A 16848-nucleotide genomic window follows, 5' to 3' on the forward strand; every position below is an offset into this window, starting at 1 on the left:
CGGGTGAGGGCGGGCCGGCCGTCAGCCGGCCATCGCGCCGGCATTGAGAAGGGCGACGGCGAGCTGCAGCCCGACCAGCGCGCAGGCCGCGGCCACGTTGCCTTCCTCGATCATGTGCCGCAGGCCGCGCAGCAGGGCCGAGGCAAGAAAGAAGGCCAGGAGCTGCACGACCAGCGCGACAAGGCCCCAGATCAGGATGTCGAGCGTCACGAGGCTGGTGGCCAGCGTCGCCGCCAGCGGCATGGCGAGGGCAACCAGCGTTCCGCCCAGCACGAGGCCTGCCGCGACATTGCCCTCCCGGATCAGCCGCACCTCGTGGAAGGGTGTGATCGCCATGTAGATCGCGATCCCCAGGCCCAGCAGGGCGAGGGTGATCGCGAATTGCAGGACCAGCACTGGCAGGCCGGCCCGCAAGGTTTCCAGGATGACGTCCATGGCGGCGGTTCGCGCTCCGATCGGCTGTCAGGGCTTCAGGTGGGGGAGAGGGAAGCGGGGTTCACGTCCAGCCCGGCGCGGACCTCCACCCAGGCCTGGGTGCCGTCCTCCACCGCCGAGACGAGGATGTATTCGGTCTGTGGCGCCGGGGCGGCGGCACCGGTCGAGGCGCCATAGAGCATGGCCTGGCTGCGGACGATGCGGCGGCCCTGCGGGGTTTCCACCTCCTCCTCCAGTAGGCGCGGCGGCACGCGGGATGAGCCGGGCGCCCAGACCCGGCCATAGAGCTTGCCGTCCCTGGTCTGGAACTCGGGCCAGCCGATCATGCCCTCGGCCGGGTCAAGCCAGGCACCCCATTCGCCCTCGTCGGCCGGGGCGATCTCGTCCAGCAGGCTGAAATACCGGCACTCAGAGGCCTCGCCCTGCGCGTCCAGGTGCAGCTGCAGCATGGCGCCGCCCTCCGGCAGGTAGAGGCGCAGCATGGAGCCGGGCCCTCCGCCGCCGATCCGCCCGATCGCCGTCACGCTCACCCGCCCCCCCGCGCCGGGCGGAGCCGTGACATGGGTGGAACCGGCGGCGAGCAGGAAGGGCGTGGGGTCGATGGTCAGCGTGGTGCCCAGCCGGAAGCGGGACGGGGCATAGCCCTCCCCGGACATCTTGTGGCGCAGCATCCCGCCCGCGCTGCGCAGCGTGTCGCCCGTTGTCATGCCCGTGCCTCCCGTTCCCGCCCGGTTCCTGGCCCGCCGCAGGGCCAGGAAGGCCGCGACGCCGCCCCCGACCAGCAGCAGCCCGCCCATGGAGCCGAGCAGGCCGCCCGATTCACCATCCTGGTCCGCGGTGCTGGGCGTGCGGCGATCCTCGGGCGGCGGCGCCTCCCGGCCCGTCGCCACCTCGGGAGGGATGCCGGGCGGAAGGTAGTTCGGGTCCCGCGGCTGGCCCTCGCTCCCGGCGAGGCGGCGGTCCAGCTCGTCCAGCTGGCGGCGAATCTCCGCATCGCCCTGGGCGCGCTGCTCCGCCTCCTGCCGCCAGGATCGGTAGCCCGGGTCATCCTGGTGGTTGCGGAAGAAATCCGCATGGCCCGGGCGGGAGAGGTTGGAGAACAGGAACCAGAGGAAGGCCGCGTCCCAGATCCCGAAGGAGCGCGGCCCGGAAAGGACGCTGCCCGGCACGGACCAGCCGCGATCCCGGTACCAGCCCCCGGATGAGGGGCCGGACCAGCCCCCGCCCGACCAGCCGCCGCCCGACGGGGTGCGGCTGCGGGGCGCGGGGAAGGAGAAGCCGCCGCCCGAAGGGGCCGGCGCGGGCTGGGCGCGGCGCTGGGCGGCCGCCTCGGCCTCCCGCATCCGGCGCAGCGCGTCGCCGGCCTGGCTGCGCCCGTAATCCCGGTCCGCCGCCGAACCGCCGGTGGAAGGAATGGAGAAACCGCCCCCCGAACTGCGCGGCCGGGCATAGCCGCCGGAGGAGGGGGCGCGGGAATAGCCGCCACCGCTGAAGGAAGGGGTGCGGCCGCCGCTGCTGGGGCGGGAATAGCCGCCGCTGGAGCGGGCCCGCGGGCGCGCCTCCGCCTCCGCGCTGACCAGCGCCAGGCCGGGCAGGACCAGGGTGGGCGTGACCGGCACGGCCAGGAGAAGCAGGGCCAGCAGGCGGGTTGAGGGTCCTCGCATAGCCTCCCGGTCCAACCATCCTCGCCCGCGGCGCCAGAGCACGATCATAAGGCGCGGGGCTAACGCCGCCAGGGCGGAAAGGTGCCGCGCACAGGGGCGTGTTTCAGGCCGCGCCCGCCAGCAGCTCGTCCGCCGCGGCGCGCGCCGCCTCGGTCACGCGCTCGCCGGCCAGCATGCGCGCGATCTCCTCCCGCCGGGCTGCCGGTTCCAGCGGCGTCACCCGCGTCTCGGCGCGGTCGCCGCGGATTCCCTTGGCCACCTGGAAATGGCGGCTGCCGCGCGCGGCCACCTGGGGCGAATGGGTCACGACCAGTACCTGCAGCCGCTCCGCCACCCGGGCCAGCCTTTCGCCCACGGCCGCTGCCGTGGCGCCGCCGATGCCGCTATCCACCTCGTCAAAGACCAGGGTGGGCACGGGCGAGCCGCGTGCCAGCACCACCTTCAGCGCCAGCATCAGGCGGGAAAGCTCACCGCCCGAGGCGATCTTGGCCAGCTGCCCCGGCTTCTGGCCGGGATTGGTGGTGACGAGGAAGGTCACCCGGTCCCGCCCATCCGGGCCCCAGGCATTCTCCTCGCGCGGCGCGATCTCGATATGCAGCCGCGCCCGCTCCAGCTTCAGCGGCGCCAGCTCCCGCGCCACCGCCTTTTCCAGCTTCTCCGCATGGTCGCGCCGCGCGGCGGTCAGCGCATCGGCGGCGGCGACATAGGCGGCGCGGGCCTCTCGCGCGGCGGCGTCCAGCGCGGCCACGCGGCCCGTGCCGGCATCCAGATTGGCCAGCCGCTCCTTCAGCCCGGACAGGGTGCCGGGCAGGTCCACCACGGCCACCGCGTATTTCCGCGCGGCGGCACGCAGGGCGAAAAGGCGCTCCTCCACATGCTCCAGCCGGCGCGGGTCGGGCTGGGCGTCGCTCGCCAGCCGCTCCAGCACGTTCTCGGCCTCGGCCAGGGCATCCTGCGCCGCGGCCAGGGCGGTGAGGGCGGCGGTCACCTCCTCGGATGGCGGGGTGAGGCGTTCCAGCGCGCGCGCCGCATTGCGCAGCCCCGCCGCGGGCGCCCCGCCGCCGCGCCGATCGCGCGGCTGCAGCTCCGAGAGGGCGGAGGCGATGGCCTCGGCCCGCTTCTCACTGCCTTGCAGCCCCTGCCGCTCGGCCGCCAGCTGGTCCTCTTCGCCCTCGACCGGGGCGAGGTCGGAAAGCTCCTGCACGGCGTGGCGCAGCCATTCCTCATCCCGCTGGGCGGCGGCGATGGCTTCCTGCGCCTCGCGCAGCGCCTTCTCTGCCCCGCGCCAGGCGCGATAGGCCTCGGCCACGGCATTGCGCCGGGAATCCAGCCCGCCAAACGCGTCCAGCAGCCCGGCATGGGTGGCCGGATCGGCCAGGCCGACCTGGTCATGCTGCCCCTGCACCTCGACCAGCAGGGCACCGAGGCGGCGCAACAGCGCCACGCCCACAGGCTCGTCATTCACGAAGGCGCGGGAGCGGCCATCGGCGGTGACGATGCGGCGGACCACGATCTGGTCCTCGTTCTCGATGCCCTGCTCCGTGAGCAGGGCGTGGGCGGGATGGCTTGCCGGCGGATTGAACACCGCCACCACCCCGGCCTGGGACTGGCCGGCGCGCACCATGCCCGCTTCGGCCCGCTGGCCGAGAGCCAAGCCGAGGCTGTCCAGCAGGATCGACTTGCCGGCGCCGGTTTCACCGGTCAGCACCGAGAGGCCCGGCCCGAAATGCAGGTCCAGGCGCTCGATCAGCACCACGTCGCGGATGGAAAGGGAGGCGAGCACGCCCGTCCTTCAGATCAGAAAATGGTGTCCACGGCCCGTTGGAGCAGGCCTGGGCGGCCGATGCTCTCAGCCCGGGGGGCTCCCTCGACCAGCAGGGCGTAGCTGTCCTGGTACCAGGGGTTGCCGGGATAGTTATGGCCGAGCACGGAGGCGGTCTTGCGCGCCTCCTCGGTCAGGCCCAGGGCGAGATAGATCTCGGTCAGCCGGTGCAGCGCCTCGGGCGTGTGGTTGGTGGTCTGGTAGCTTTCCACCACCCGGCGGAAGCGGCCGATGGCGGCGGAGTAGAGCTTCCGGTTCTGGTAGAAGCGGCCGATATTCATTTCCTTGCCGGCCAGGTGGTCCCGGGCAAGGTCGATCTTCAGCCGGGCGTCACGGGCGTAGGAGGAGTTGGGGAAGCGGTTCACCACCTCCTGCAGGGCCGCCATCGCGGTCTCGGTGCCCTGCTGGTCGCGCTCGGCATCCGCGATCTGCTCATAGTAGCATAGGGCGCGGAGGTAATAGGCATAGGCGATGTCGCGATGGGCCGGGTGCAGCTGGATGAAGCGCTCCAGCTGGCCCAGCGCCTCGGTGTAGCGGTTGCGCGAATACTCGGCATAGCCGCTCATCAGCCGGGCATTGGTGGCCCAGGTGGAATAGGGATGGTCGCGCTCCACCGCGTCGAACATCTCGATCGCCTGGGCATAGCGCTCGGCCCGCAGGGCCTCCAGCCCGGCGGCATAGACCGCCTCGGGTTCCATATCGGCATAGCTTGCGCCGCGCGGGCGCAGGCGGTCCGAATCTCCATCCCAGAAATTCAGGCTGCCGCATCCGCCCAGGGCGAGGGGGGCGAGGAGGAAGGGCAGGATCGCGAGGCGACGGGTCATCATGGCGGCGGCTCTATAGCATGCGACCCCGGCGATGGGACATAGAGGGCCGCGACATGGCGGGCAGGGTGGGGGTTACCCTTTCCTCATGCGATACGCCGGACCGGACCGGCCTCGGGGCAGGGCCGGTTCCAGGCCGGGCCGATGGGCGCCGGGATCAGGCCGGGGCGGCCGCCATGGGCAGGCGGAGCGTGGCGCCGGAGAGCTCCGGCTCGGCCGCGCCCTCCACCCAGCGCCAGGCGCGCGGGTCGGCAAGAAGGGCGCGCAGCAGGCGGTTGTTCAGCGCATGGCCGGAGCGGTGGCCGCGGAACTTCGCCCGCAGGGAGGCGCCGGCCAGGGCCAGGTCGCCCACCGCGTCCAGCAGCTTGTGGCGCACGAACTCATCCGCATGCCGCAGCCCGCCCGGGTTCACCACCAGCGGCCCGTCCACCACCACCGCATTGGCGAGCGAGCCGCCGCGGGCCAGGCCCACGGCGCGGAGCCGCGCGATGTCCTCGGCCATGGTGAAGGTCCGGGCATCGGCCAGGATGCTGCGGAACCCATCCTCGGTGATCCGCATGGAGAGGGACTGCTGCCCGATGGCGGTGGCGCCGAAATCGATGCTCAGCTCCGCCTCGAAGCCCACGCCCACGGCGGGGGAGAGCTCGGCCCAGGCCGCGTCGGGGCCCTCGCCCTCTGTCACGCGGACCGTGCGCAGCACCTCGATGGCGCGGGCCGGCTCGGCCAGCTCCACCACGCCCGCGCAGTCGATCAGGAACACGAAGGGGGCGGCGGACCCATCCAGGATGGGGATTTCCGGCCCGTCCACCTCGACCAGCGCGTCAGTGATGCCGAGCCCGGCAAGGGCCGCCATCACATGCTCGATCGTGCCGATCCGCTCCACGCCCTCGCCGATGGCGGTGCAGAGGCGGGTATCGGTGACCTGGTCATGCCGGGCGGGGATGTCGATGCCGAGATCGGTGCGGCGGAACACGATGCCATGCCCAGCCTCGGCCGGCCGGAGGGTCAGGGTGGCACGGGCCCCCGAGTGAAGGCCGACGCCGACGCAGCCGATCGCGGACCGGAGGGTCCGTGCGCGTGCCGTGCCGATCGGGAAGAAGCCGTCCATCGGGAACCTCGGGAAAAGCGGGCTTTGCAACCGGGCCGAAGCCCGATCCTCGCCGGTGTCAACGCCCCGGCGCGCTGCAACGTCGCACCGCAGCACAATGGTTTCCAGTCAAGCGTTGTTTCTCCGTATTACGGCGTAAGTGCTTGAAAGAATGGCCCTTCTAAAAGCCAAAAGGGCCCCGCCGAAATCTCGGCGGGGCCCTTCCGGGATCATGCCGCCCCTGGCCGGGGCGGCGCAGCCTGGGCTCAGTTGCCCTGGCGGCGAAGGAAGGTCGGGATGTCCAGCCCCATCCCATCCTCCTGCGGCTGCTGCACGCGGGGTGCCGGGGCAGGGGCATGGGCCTGCGCCTGCTGCGGCCCTTCGGCACCGTCGGGCAGGGTGCGGCGCATGCCGCCAATGCCCGTGGCCCGGCGGAAGATGCCGCCCAGGCCGCCCGTGGGGGCCGGGGACTGCGGGGCCGGAGCCACGCGCGGCGCCGGGGCGGCGTGCAGCGGGGGCGCGGCAACCGGGGCGGCAGCCGGCAGCTCAGCCTGGGGCTCCGCCGTGTTGCGGGTGTCGATCATCGCCTCGCGGCGCATGCCCATGGGCAGGCGCGGGCCGGCATTCGGGCCCGGGGCGGGCACCGAGGCAGCCGGGGCCATCGGCGCCGGGCGCGGGGCGCCCACCACCGGAGCCGGACGGCCGGCCGTGCCGGGCTGCATGCCGGCGGGGCGCATGCCCGGCACGTTCGGGGCGCCGAGAGGGCCGCTGGCCTGGCCACCCATGCCCTGCACCGGGGCGCCGCCGCCAATGGCCACCACCCGCGCGGGCTCGGCCTGCACGGCCTCGGCCTGCTGGTCCTGCACCGCGTCGATGCCGGTGGCGACGACGGAAACCCGCAGGCGGCCGTTCAGCGTCTCGTCCACCGAGGTGCCGAAGATGATGTTCGCATCCTCGTCCACCTCGCGGCGGATGCGGTTCGCGGCCTCATCGACCTCGAACAGCGTCATGTCGTAGCCGCCGGTGATGTTGATCAGCACGCCGCGGGCACCGCGCATGGAGGTGTCCTCCAGCAGCGGGTTGCTGATCGCGGCCTCGGACGCCTTGACCGCGCGGTCCTCGCCCTCGGCCTCGCCCGTGCCCATCATCGCCTTGCCCATCTCGGCCATGACGGTGCGGATATCGGCGAAGTCCAGGTTCACGAGGCCCGGGTTCGTCATCAGGTCGGACACGCCGCGCACGCCCATGTAGAGGACGTCGTCGGCCATCTTGAAGGCCTCGGCGAAGGTCGTCCGCTCATTGGCCTTTCGGAAGAGGTTCTGGTTCGGGACGATGATCAGCGTATCGACATACTGCTGAAGCTCCTCCAGTCCCTGCTCCGCCGCGCGCTTGCGCTTCGGGCCCTCGAAGTCGAAGGGGCGCGTCACCACGCCAACCGTCAGCACGCCGCGCTCGCGCGCCATGCGGGCGATGACCGGCGCCGCCCCCGTGCCGGTGCCGCCGCCCATGCCGGCGGTGATGAAGATCATGTGCACGCCTTCAAGGTGGCGGGCGAGGTCCTCGGTGGCCTCCTCCGCCGCCGCGCGGCCGATCTCGGGCTTGGCGCCGGCGCCAAGCCCCTGCGTCAGATGCGGGCCAAGCTGCACGCGGCGCTCGGCGCGGCTGTTCACCAGCTGCTGTGCATCGGTGTTCGCGACAAGGAACTCGACCCCTTCGAGCCCCATGCCGATCATGTTGTTCACCGCGTTGCAGCCCGCGCCACCAACGCCGATGACCGTGATCCGCGGCGTAAAGTCGGTGTGCTGCTGACGCGGGATGGTCAGGTTCAGCGTCATCGTTCCAGGCCCCCTTCGAAGACGCGTTGAATGCGAATCGCCCCCAAGCCCTTATGCATCACACACGGTCCCGGAGCCAATTGACGAAACGCGCGAAAACACCGCGCGATCCCTGTGTTGCATAATCGAAATCCAGCGCCGGCCTCCCCTCGCCGCCGCCCCAGGCCAGCAGGCCCAGGGTGGTGGCGAAACCGGGCGCATGGAACGCTTCCGGCAATCCCCGGATCGGCGCGGGGCGGCCCAGCCGCACCTGCCGCCCGAGAATCCGCGCCGCCGCCTCGCGCACGCCGACAAGCTGGCTCGCGCCGCCCGTCAGCACCACGCGCTGCCCGGCCTCGGGGCCGATATTCGCCTCCGCCAGCCTGTCCCGGATCAGCTCCAGCGTCTCTTCCACACGGGGGCGGATGATGGAGAGCATCAGGGCGCGCGGCACGCGGGAGAGGATTTCCCCCTCCTCCCCCAGTTGGGAGAGGGAGAGCATCTCGCGCTCGTCCTCGATGGTGCCGATCATGCTGCCATGCATGGTCTTCAGCCGCTCCGCCTGGTCGAGCGGGGTGGAAAGGCCGCGGGCCAGGTCATTCGTCACCTGCCAGCCGCCCACCGGAATCTGCGCCGTGTGGACGAGATTGCCCTCATGCAGCACGGCGAGCGAGGTGGTGCCCCCGCCCATGTCGATGAGCACCGTGCCAAGCTCCCGCTCGTCGTCCGAAAGCGCGGAGAGGGCGGCGGAATAGGGAGCGGAAACCGGTTCCTCGACCTCCAGGTCGCAGCGCGCGAGGCAGGTGCCGAGGTTGCGCAGCGAGGCCGAGGCGGCATCCACCACATGCAGCCGCGCCCCCAGGCTCTCGCAGATCATGCCGCGCGGGTCGCCGACGCCGGGCGTGGCGTCCAGGGTGAAGTTCAGCGGCAGGGCATGCACAGCCTCGCGCCCCTCCTCCGCCATGCGGCGCCGGCCCTCGGCCACGATGGCGCGCAGATCCGCCTCCGTCGCCGCCCGGCCGCCGATCGTCCATTGCACATGGTGCTGGCGGCTCTGCGGCTGGCCGCAGGAGAGGTTGACGATGACGCCGGAAAGCTTCGTGTCCGCCATCTCCTCGGCCTGGGCCACGGCGGCGCGGATGGCGCGCTCGGCATCGCCCAGGTCGATGATGTTGCCGCCCTTCACGCCCTGAGAGCGCTGCCAGCCATAGCCCAGGGCACGCGCCATCCCGTCCGGCTCGATCCGCGCGATGATGCAGACGACCTTCGTGCTGCCGATATCCAGCACGCCGAAATTGCCCATCCGCGCGCGGGGATGGCGGGCGCGGGGCGGCGCCAGGCCGGGGCCTGCCCCATCGGGCGTGCGGGGCAGGGCGTTCACCCGTTCCTCCCGGCCCGGGCGCGGGTCGCGGGCGGGGTGGCGGGTTCGGGCGAGGCGACCGGGCGCAGCACCAGCCGGTCCGGCAGGCGGAGGTCCACGGTCTGCATCGGCCGGTCCAGAAGCTGGTTCTGCCTGTGCAGCTCGGCCAGCCGCTGGATCGCCGCCTCCTCATGCCCCTCGGGCAGCAGCACATCCGTTCCGCTGTGCAGGCGGAGATTCCAGCGCCGCTCGCCGATCCGCACCAGCGCCTGGGTGCGTGCCTGCACATCCGGCGCCTCGCGCAGCAGGTCGTGCAGCGCCGCGGCCGCCTTCTCCGCCCCGGGCCCGACGATCAGGGGCAGGGGGCCGAAGGCGTCCAGCCTGTCCGTGGCCACGATCCGGCCCTCGCGGTCCACGATGGCGAAGCGGCCGCTGTTCTGCCAGATGGCGAAGGGGGCGCGCTCCTTCACCCGCACCAGGATCACGCCGGAGAGGTGCCGCTGCACCTCCGCCTCCTCAATCCAGGCCACGGCCTCCAGCCTCTCCCGCGCGGCGGCGGGGGCGAAGCCGAGCACCGGGTCGCCCGGGCGCACATCCAGTGCGCGGCGCAGCAGCGCGGGCGGGGTGTTCCGCACGCCTTCCAGCCGGACCTCGCTGACCACCAGCCCGCCGACGCGCGCGCCGATGCTGGCCATGGCGCCATCCAGCGCCGAGGAGAGCCGGCTGGCCGGATCCAGGCTCGCCACCCAGACCGCCGCCACGCCGCAGAGGCCGAGCAGCGCGGCGATCTTGCCGGCCGGCCGAAGCAGCGCCTTGCGGCGGCGCATCCAGAGGCGCAGCGCGCTGGGGCGAACCGGCTCGGGCGGGGCGGGGCGGGCGCGGACGCCCGCGGAAAGCTTACGCGGCATCGCGCATGCCCTTCGCGCCGCGCTGGACGCCGTCATGCCGGGCCTGCCGCACCATCCAGGCGCAAAGCTCGGGGAAGGAGATGCCGCGATAGGCCGCCTGTTCCGGCACCAGGGAGGTGGGCGTCATCCCGGGCTGGGTGTTCACCTCCAGCAGGATCAGCCCCTCGGCGCCAGGCTTCGAATCATCCCAGCGGAAATCGGAACGGCTGATGCCGCGGCAGCCCAGCGCCGCATGGGCGGCCACGGCCACCGCCATCGCGCGGTCCCGCACCTCGTCGGGAACGGGGGCCGGGATGGTGTGGCGGGATCCGCCATCGGCGTATTTCGCGTCGTAGTCGTAGAAGGCATGGCCGGTGGCGATTTCCGTCACCGCCAGGGGGCGGTCCTCCATCACCGCGACGGTCAGTTCCTTTCCGGGGATGAAGGGCTCGGCGATGATCTCGCCCCAGCGCCAGCCCGCCGCGATCTCGGCGCGCCGGTTGTCGCGCTCGCGCAGGATATGCACGCCGACCGAGGACCCCTCGCGCAGCGGCTTCACCACATAGGGCAGGGGGAGGGGATCGGCATCGGCCAGCTCCGCCGCGTCGAGCAGACGGTGCGGCGCCACCGGCAGGCCGGCCGCCGCGAAGGCCGCCTTCGCCGCCGCCTTGTCCATCGCCACAGCGGAGGCGCGCAGCCCCGAATGCGTGTAGGGGATGCCCATCCAGTCCAGCACGCCCTGGATCGAGCCATCCTCGCCGAAACGACCGTGCAGGGCATTGAACACGACATCGGGGCGGGAGGCCGCGATGCCGGAGACCACCGCGCCGAGATCCGGGCCGGGATCCAGCGTGGTCACCTCGAACCCCGCCTCGCGCAGGGCGGATGCGATTTCGCGGCCGGAGGAGAGAGACACCTCCCGCTCGTTGGAGAGGCCGCCCAGAAGGACCGTGACGCGCGTCATGCGGAACGCTCCCCGATGCGCTTGATTTCCCATTCCAGGGAGATGCCGGAATGGGCGAGCACGGCGGCACGCACCGCCTCGCCCAGATCCTCCAGATCGGCCGCGGTCGCGTCGCCGGTGTTCAGGAGGAAGTTGCAGTGCTTCTCGCTCACCTGCGCGCCGCCGAGGCTCCTGCCCCGGCAGCCCGCGGCATCGATCAAGGCCCAGGCCTTCTGGCCGGGCGGATTGGCGAAGGTGGAGCCGCCGGTGCGCGCCCGCACGGGCTGCGTCGCCTCGCGGCTCTCGCGGATCGCGGCCATGCGGGCGGCGATCGCCTCCTTGTCGCCGGGCACGGCGTGAAAGCGTGCCCGCACCACCACGCCACCAGGGGGAAGCTGCGAGCGGCGGTAGGAAAGGCGGAGTTCGGCGGTGCGCACGCGCAGCAGCCCGTCCACGGTCGCGATCTCGGCCCAGTCCAGCCGGTCCGCCACCTCGGCGCCATAGGCACCAGCATTCATCGCGACCGCGCCACCGATAGCGCCGGGGATGCCCGAAAGGAACTCCAGCCCGGAGAGCCCGGCCGCCGCCGCATGCTCGGCCACGGTCGCGTCCAGCGCCGCCGCGCCGGCCACCACGCCGTCACCCTCCACCACCACGTCGCCAAAGCCGCGGGCGAGGCGCAGCACGATGCCGCGCACCCCGCCATCCCGGATGATGAGGTTGGAGGCCGCGCCGATCACGGTGATCGGGGCCTCGGCCCGCCGCAGCAGGCGCAGCAGGTCGTCGGTATCGGCCGGGCGGACGAGCCAGTCCGCCGCCCCGCCCACGCGGAACCAGGTGCCCGCCCCCAGCGGCGCCCCGGCCTGCACGCGCCCGCGCAGGGGGGGAAGGGGGCCTTCCGTCATGGAGACGGAAGCGCTCATGCGGCGCCCTTGATCCGGCGCGGGCCGGACTTGGCCTGCAGCTCCGCCAGCTGCGCCGGCAAGGCATGCGCCCAGTTCGTGATGTTGCCCGCGCCGAGGCAGACCACGTAATCCCCCGGCCGCGCGATGGCGTGCACCATCTCCGCCAGGTGGTCGGGGCTGGAAAGCGGCACCACGCTGCGATGCCCATGGGCGCGCAGCCCTTCCACCAGCGCATCCTTGTCGCGGTTCTCGATGGGCTGCTCGCCCGCCGCATAGACATCGGCCACGATCACCGTGCCCGCATCGTTCATGCAGGTGCAGAACTCGTCGAACAGCGCATCCAGCCGCGAATAGCGGTGCGGCTGCACCACCGCGACGACATCCCGCGCGCCGGCCTGCCGCGCCGCCTTCAGCACGGCGGCGATCTCCACGGGATGGTGGCCGTAATCATCGATCACCGTGATGCCGCCGGCCTCGCCCGCCCTGGTGAAGCGGCGCTTCACGCCCTTGAACCCGGCCAGCGCCATGCGGATCGTCTCCTCCGGCACCTCCATCTCCACGCCGATGGCGATGGCCGCCAGGGCGTTGAGGACGTTGTGCTGGCCCAGCATCGGCAGGCGGAAGGGCTTGAAGGCGCGGGAGCGGCGGGAGACGCGGTCCTGGACCACCACCTCGAAGGTGGCACCCATGCGGTCCGTGATCACGCGCTCGGCACGCACATCGGCCTGGGGCGAGAAGCCATAGGTGATCAGGCGGCGGTCCGAGAGGCGCGGGATCATCGCCTGCACCTCGGGGTGGTCCGCGCAGAGCACCGCGAAGCCATAGAAGGGGATGTTGCCGACGAACTGGGCGTAGCCCTCCTTCATCGCATCCGCCGTGCCCCAGTGGTCCAGATGCTCGGCATCCATGTTGGTGACCACGGCGACCACGGCGGGCAGCTTCAGGAAGGAGCCGTCGCTCTCATCGGCCTCGACCACCATCCACTCGCCGGCACCCAGGCGCGTGTTGGTGCCATAGGCGTTGACGATGCCGCCATTGATGACGGTGGGGTCGATCTTCGCGGCCTCGAGCACGCAGGCGACGAGGCTGGTGGTGGTGGTCTTGCCGTGGGTGCCGCCCACCGCGATGGACCATTTCAGGCGCATCAGCTCGGCCAGCATTTCGGCGCGGCGCACCACCGGCAGGAAGCGCGTGCGCGCCGCCTGGACCTCTGGATTATCCTTCTTCACCGCCGAGGAGATGACGACGACCTGTGCCTCGCCCAGGTTCGCGGCGTCATGTCCGATCGTGACGGGAATGCCCGCTTCCCGCAGGCGCGTGACATTGTAGCCTTCGGCGATGTCGCTGCCCTGCACCTGGTAGCCCAGGTTGTGCAGGACCTCCGCGATGCCGGACATGCCGATGCCGCCAATGCCGACGAAATGGATAGGGCCGATATTCAGCGGCAGGGCGCGCATGATCTAGGCTGCCTTCCCCAGGGAGGATTGCTGCGGCATTTCGGCCACAAGGGAGAGAACACGGTCGGCCAGCCTCGCGGCCGCGTCCGGTCTTCCGAGAAGTGCCGCAGCCCGGGCCGCTTCGTCCAGGGTTTCCGGAGCGTTCAGGCGATTTTTCAGCGCCGCCGCAAGGGATTCCGCCGTGAAGCTGCCTTGGAACATCAGTTCCGCGGCACCGGACGCCGAAAGGGAACGGGCGTTCTCGGTTTGGTGGTCGTCGATCGCGTGGGGCAGGGGCACCAGGATGCTCGGCCGCCCGGCGCAGGCGATCTCGGCCACGGTGGAAGCGCCGGCCCGGGCGATCACCAGATGCGCCGCGCGGTAGAGCGCCTCCACATCGCTGAAGAAGGGCGCCAGCTCGGCCCTTACGCCTGCCGCGGCATAGGCGGCGCGGGTGCGGTCGAGATCCTCTTTCCGGCATTGCTGCACCACCTGGATGCGGCGCCGCAGCTCCGGTTCAAGGAGGGCGATGGCGGGCGGCACCACATCGGCGAAGATCCGCGCGCCGAGGGATCCACCGAGCACGAGGATCCGCATCACCTGGTCCGGCGGTTCATAGCCCTGGCCATGCAGCGCCGTGATCGCCGGGCGCACCGGATTGCCCAGCACCTCCGCGCGCACGCCGCCCGGAACGCGCCCCGTGCCGCTGAAGCAGAGGGCAAGAAGATCCGCCCCGCGCGCCAGCGCCCGGTTCGCGCGGCCGAGCACCGCATTCTGCTCATGCAGCACCACGACAGGCCGGCGCGCCGCCGGCAGCAGCCGCGCTGCGACCAGCGGGGGCACGGAAGGATAGCCGCCAAAACCCACCACGGCGGAGGGACGGATATCCGACAGCAACCGGCGCGCTTCCATGGCGCCCCGCGCCAGCGCCAGCACACCGCGCGCCGCGCCCAGCATCCCATGCCCCGCCAGCCCCGAGCCCTTCAGCACGAAGCGCTCCGCATGGGCGAAGACCGGGCTCGCATAGGCGGAGGACCGCGCATCCGTCATCAGCGCCACGCGCTCGCCGCGCCGGGTCAGTTCGGCGGCCAGCGCCTCGGCCGGGAAGAAGTGGCCTCCCGTGCCGCCGGCCGCGATCACGATGGGGCGCGGCTCGGCCCCCCTCACCGGAAGCCTGCCTCCGCCGAGCCTTCCTCCGCCCGGCTCAGCCGCCGCCGCGTCAGCGCGAGAAGGAAGCCCATGCCCAGCGCGATGGCGATGACGGAGGAACCGCCATAGGAGACGAAGGGCAGGGTCATCCCCTTGGTCGGGATCAGGTGCAGCGAGGAGGCCATGTTCACGAAGGCCTGCAGCCCGAACTGCGTCAGCAGCCCCGTCGCGGCCAGGATCACGTAGAGATCCGTCTCGGCCAGCAGCCGCATCAGCCCGCGCACCACCACGAAGGCGAAGAGGGCGAGGATGAACAGGCAGACGACGAGGCCGAACTCCTCCCCCACCACCGCATAGACGAAGTCCGCATGGGCGTCGGGCAGCACGTTCTTCATGCGGCCCTCGCCCGGGCCCACGCCCATCAGCCCGCCGGCGCCAAAGGCCTCCAGCGCCACATCCACCTGGTAGCTCGCCCCGCCCTCACCGAAGAGGAACTGGTCCACGCGCCGCTGCACATGGTGGAAGACGAAATAGGCGCCCACCAGCCCCGAGGCGCCCAACCCGCCCAGCGCCAGCACCACGGCCATGTTGATGCCGGCGACGAAGACCTGGGCGAAGAACACGCTGCTGACCACCAGCAGCATGCCGATGTCGGGCTGGCGCTGCAGCACCACCGCCACGGCGGCATAGAGGCCGAGCACGGCGGCCCAGGCCATCCAGCCCTTGCGGCCCGCCGCCTTTGCCTCGGCGATGATCCAGGCGGCGACCACGGCGAAGCAGGGCTTGAGGAATTCGGAAGGCTGCAGCGAACCGAGCAGCGGGATGTTCAGCCAGCGGCGTGCGCCCTTCACCTCCGCGCCGATCACCAGCGTGGCGAAGGTCAGCACCAGCGCGCCCAGGAGGCCGAGCAGGGCCAGCCGCCGCACATTCTTCGGGCTGAGCAGCGAGACGCCCGCCATCACGGCCGCCGCGCCGGCCAGGAACAGCACCTGCTTGATGAAGAACATGTTGCGCGAGGAGGCGCCGATGCGCTCCGCCACGGCCGGCGCCGCGGCCAGCACCATCACATAGCCGAAGCAGACAAGGGTCAGCAGGGCCGCCAGGGTCCAGCGGTCCACGCTCCACCACCAGCGGCCCAGGGTGGAGGTGTCGGCGCGCGAAAGGGCCATCAGGCAGGCTCCGCCTCACGGTTGACGAGATCGGCGACGAGGGTGCGGAAGGCATCGCCCCGCGCCTCGAAGCTGCGGAACTGGTCGAAGGACGCGCAGGCCGGCGAGAGGAGCACCGCCCCGCTGCCGGTGCGCCGCGCGGCCTCCAGCGCGGCGGGAACCGCCGCCTCCAGCGTGCCGAGGATGCGGTTTGGCACGCCATGCGCCGCGAGGGTGGCGGCGAATTCCTCCGCCGCCTGCCCGATCAGAAGCGCTTCCGCGATACGAGGGAAATAGGGGGCCAGCGGCACGATCCCGCCCGCCTTCGGCACGCCGCCCGCGATCCAGACCACGCGCTCATGACAGGCCAGCGCATAGGCGGCGCTGTCCGCGTTCGTGGCCTTGCTGTCGTTCAGGAAGGCGATGCCGTCGAGCTCGCCCACGCGCTCCTGCCGGTGCGGCAGGCCGGGATAGGTCAGCAGCGCCCGCGCCACCACCTCCCGCGAGATGCCGAGGCCGAAGGCGAGGGCCGTGGCGGCTGCCGCGTTCTGGGCGTTGTGGATGCCGGGCAGGGCGATGGCGCCGGAGAGATCAGCGATCACCCCCCTCTCGTCCCGCAGCGATACGCCCTCGGCCCAGATGCCGCCGGTCTGCGGCGCGGTGCCGGAAACCGGGACCACGCGCCCCCGATGCTCCGTCGCCAACCCGCGCGTCCCGGCATCATCCATGCCGAACACCGCGACATCGTTGCCCAGCATCACCCGTGCCTTGGCGGCGGCATAGCCGGCCATGTCGCCATGCCGGTCCAGATGGTCCGGGGAAAGGTTGAGCAGCGCGCCCAGATCGAAGCGCGCCTGGTCCAGCCGCTCCGCCGAATAGGAGGACATCTCAAGGATATACGCGCCGTCATCCGGCAGGATCGGCATGTCCAGCGCGGCCGGGCCGAGATTGCCGCCGGTGGACACCACCATCCCCGCCCTGCGGGCGATATGGTCCAGCAGCGCGGTGGTGGTGGACTTGCCGTTGGTGCCGGTGATGCCGACGAAGCGCGCCCTGCTGCCCGCCGCGCGCACCGCCCGGTAGAGGAACTCCACGTCGCAGAGCACCGGCGCCCCGATTTCCGCGGCCCGCAGCGCCACGGGATGCGCCTTCGGGCCGCGATGCGGGATGCCGGGGGAGATCATCAGCAGGTCGAAATCAGCCGGCCGCTCCAGCCGGAGCCCGGCCTCGGCGGCCTGGGCGCGCGCGGCCTCGCCATCATCCCAGGCGATGACCTCGGCGCCCCATTCGCGCAGCCGGAGCGCGGCCGGAAGCCCGGCCCGCCCAAGGCCGAGCACCGCGATACGGGTTCCGGCGAAGGGGGCGCGCATGACG

14 protein-coding genes are annotated in these 16848 nt (G+C 72.0%); all 14 read right to left on the reverse strand.

Annotated elements, in window-relative coordinates:
• Nucleotides 1-21: 21 nt before the first annotated feature.
• On the reverse strand, nt 22-435 hold the full coding sequence (locus J8J14_RS12360; RefSeq protein ID WP_209379806.1) for a DUF350 domain-containing protein: 414 nt from the start codon (nt 433-435) through the stop codon (nt 22-24).
• A gap of 35 nt (nt 436-470) precedes the next feature.
• Nucleotides 471-2099 carry a DUF2491 family protein gene (locus tag J8J14_RS12365; RefSeq protein ID WP_209379807.1) on the reverse strand — a complete coding sequence of 543 codons (1629 nt, stop codon included), beginning with the start codon at nt 2097-2099 and terminating at the stop codon, nt 471-473.
• A 103-nt stretch (nt 2100-2202) separates the two neighbouring features.
• Complete coding sequence (gene recN / locus J8J14_RS12370) at nt 2203-3882, reverse strand: DNA repair protein RecN (protein ID WP_209379808.1); 1680 nt, start codon at nt 3880-3882, stop codon at nt 2203-2205.
• 14 nt (nt 3883-3896) lie between these two features.
• A complete protein-coding gene (locus tag J8J14_RS12375) occupies nt 3897-4748 on the reverse strand; it encodes an outer membrane protein assembly factor BamD (RefSeq protein ID WP_245215712.1) in 852 nt (283 codons plus the stop codon).
• Nucleotides 4749-4902: 154 nt separating this feature from the next.
• Complete coding sequence (lpxC, locus tag J8J14_RS12380; protein WP_209379809.1) at nt 4903-5853, reverse strand: UDP-3-O-acyl-N-acetylglucosamine deacetylase; 951 nt, start codon at nt 5851-5853, stop codon at nt 4903-4905.
• A gap of 245 nt (nt 5854-6098) precedes the next feature.
• Nucleotides 6099-7667 carry a cell division protein FtsZ gene (gene ftsZ / locus J8J14_RS12385; RefSeq protein WP_209379810.1) on the reverse strand — a complete coding sequence of 523 codons (1569 nt, stop codon included), beginning with the start codon at nt 7665-7667 and terminating at the stop codon, nt 6099-6101.
• Between the two features lie 58 nt (nt 7668-7725).
• On the reverse strand, nt 7726-9027 hold the full coding sequence (gene ftsA / locus J8J14_RS12390) for a cell division protein FtsA (RefSeq protein ID WP_342452440.1): 1302 nt from the start codon (nt 9025-9027) through the stop codon (nt 7726-7728).
• On the reverse strand, nt 9024-9914 hold the full coding sequence (locus J8J14_RS12395; RefSeq protein ID WP_209379811.1) for a cell division protein FtsQ/DivIB: 891 nt from the start codon (nt 9912-9914) through the stop codon (nt 9024-9026). The genes ftsA and J8J14_RS12395 overlap by 4 nt, the downstream gene beginning before the upstream one ends.
• Entirely contained in the window at nt 9904-10857 is a 954-nt protein-coding gene (locus J8J14_RS12400; RefSeq protein ID WP_209379812.1) for a D-alanine--D-alanine ligase, read from the reverse strand. Before J8J14_RS12400 ends, J8J14_RS12395 begins: the two co-directional genes overlap by 11 nt.
• Nucleotides 10854-11759: a UDP-N-acetylmuramate dehydrogenase gene (gene murB / locus J8J14_RS12405; RefSeq protein WP_245215713.1), complete on the reverse strand. Its 906-nt coding sequence runs from the start codon at nt 11757-11759 to the stop codon at nt 10854-10856. The genes J8J14_RS12400 and murB overlap by 4 nt, the downstream gene beginning before the upstream one ends.
• On the reverse strand, nt 11756-13198 hold the full coding sequence (gene murC, locus J8J14_RS12410; RefSeq protein ID WP_209379813.1) for a UDP-N-acetylmuramate--L-alanine ligase: 1443 nt from the start codon (nt 13196-13198) through the stop codon (nt 11756-11758). Before murC ends, murB begins: the two co-directional genes overlap by 4 nt.
• 3 nt (nt 13199-13201) lie before the next feature.
• The gene (gene murG / locus J8J14_RS12415) at nt 13202-14344 is read right to left on the reverse strand and encodes an undecaprenyldiphospho-muramoylpentapeptide beta-N-acetylglucosaminyltransferase (RefSeq protein ID WP_209379814.1); all 1143 of its coding nucleotides are present in this window, start codon (nt 14342-14344) and stop codon (nt 13202-13204) included.
• The gene (locus tag J8J14_RS12420) at nt 14341-15498 is read right to left on the reverse strand and encodes an FtsW/RodA/SpoVE family cell cycle protein (RefSeq protein ID WP_456307516.1); all 1158 of its coding nucleotides are present in this window, start codon (nt 15496-15498) and stop codon (nt 14341-14343) included. Before J8J14_RS12420 ends, murG begins: the two co-directional genes overlap by 4 nt.
• Nucleotides 15495-16844 carry a UDP-N-acetylmuramoyl-L-alanine--D-glutamate ligase gene (gene murD / locus J8J14_RS12425; RefSeq protein WP_245215730.1) on the reverse strand — a complete coding sequence of 450 codons (1350 nt, stop codon included), beginning with the start codon at nt 16842-16844 and terminating at the stop codon, nt 15495-15497. Before murD ends, J8J14_RS12420 begins: the two co-directional genes overlap by 4 nt.
• Nucleotides 16845-16848: the final 4 nt, after the last annotated feature.

The organism is Pararoseomonas baculiformis (genome assembly GCF_017813395.1).
Taxonomy (GTDB): Bacteria; Pseudomonadota; Alphaproteobacteria; order Acetobacterales; family Acetobacteraceae; genus Roseomonas; species Roseomonas baculiformis.